Source organism: Cellulomonas sp. P5_C6, from assembly GCF_054049635.1.
This window is the reverse complement of sequence record NZ_JBFULZ010000402.1, coordinates 1-546: the sequence shown is the minus strand read 5'-3', so window position 1 is coordinate 546 and position 546 is coordinate 1. Positions and strand designations below refer to the sequence as shown.

Here is a 546-nt window from a genome sequence, read left to right as displayed (position 1 = left end):
GCCGACCTGGCGATCACCCTGAAGTTCATCAAGCCGCACTGCCCGTGGACGAACGGCAAGGTGGAGCGCCTGAACCGGACCCTGGCCGCCGAGTGGGCCTACTCCCAGGTGTTCACCAGCAACGCCGAACGCGCCGCGCTCTTGCCGACCTGGCTCGAGCACTACAACCTGGAACGACCCCACCTCGGCATCGGCGGCCAACGCCCCATCGACCGCGTCAACAACGCTCCGGGTCAGTACACCTAGTCCACCGGGTCCGGGACGCCGTGGGGGAGCCGCTGCAGCAGCGACGACTCCGCGGCGTCCCGCGCTCCGGCGCGCAGCCGCGCGGCGAGCTCGCGGTCCCGCCGCTCGGCGAGCACSGCGGCSAGGAACGCCTCGGGRTGGGTGCCCASSGGCGGCAGCGGGTTGACGTAGCGCTGCACCTCSGYSGTSAGCTGCGAGCCCAGCTGYACGCGKGAGGCCGGGTGCAGCTTCGTGGCCCGGCCGAGGAACTGGCGGACCGACAGCGCGAGCCCGTCCGGCAGGCGCGCGAGGTCGGCCGCC

1 protein-coding gene and 1 pseudogene are annotated in these 546 nt (G+C 73.1%); one reads left to right on the top strand and one right to left on the bottom strand.

The genetic code is table 11. The features are described from left to right. Positions 1 to 246 (top strand): integrase core domain-containing protein (locus ACXJKG_RS21405; RefSeq protein ID WP_456847724.1); only part of this gene is annotated, 246 nt, incomplete at its 5' end. Here the strand turns inward: ACXJKG_RS21405 and ACXJKG_RS21400 are convergent. Next, a pseudogene (locus tag ACXJKG_RS21400) lies at positions 243 to 546 on the bottom strand (RDD family protein); the annotation flags it as partial. The gene ACXJKG_RS21405 and the pseudogene ACXJKG_RS21400 overlap by 4 nt on opposite strands.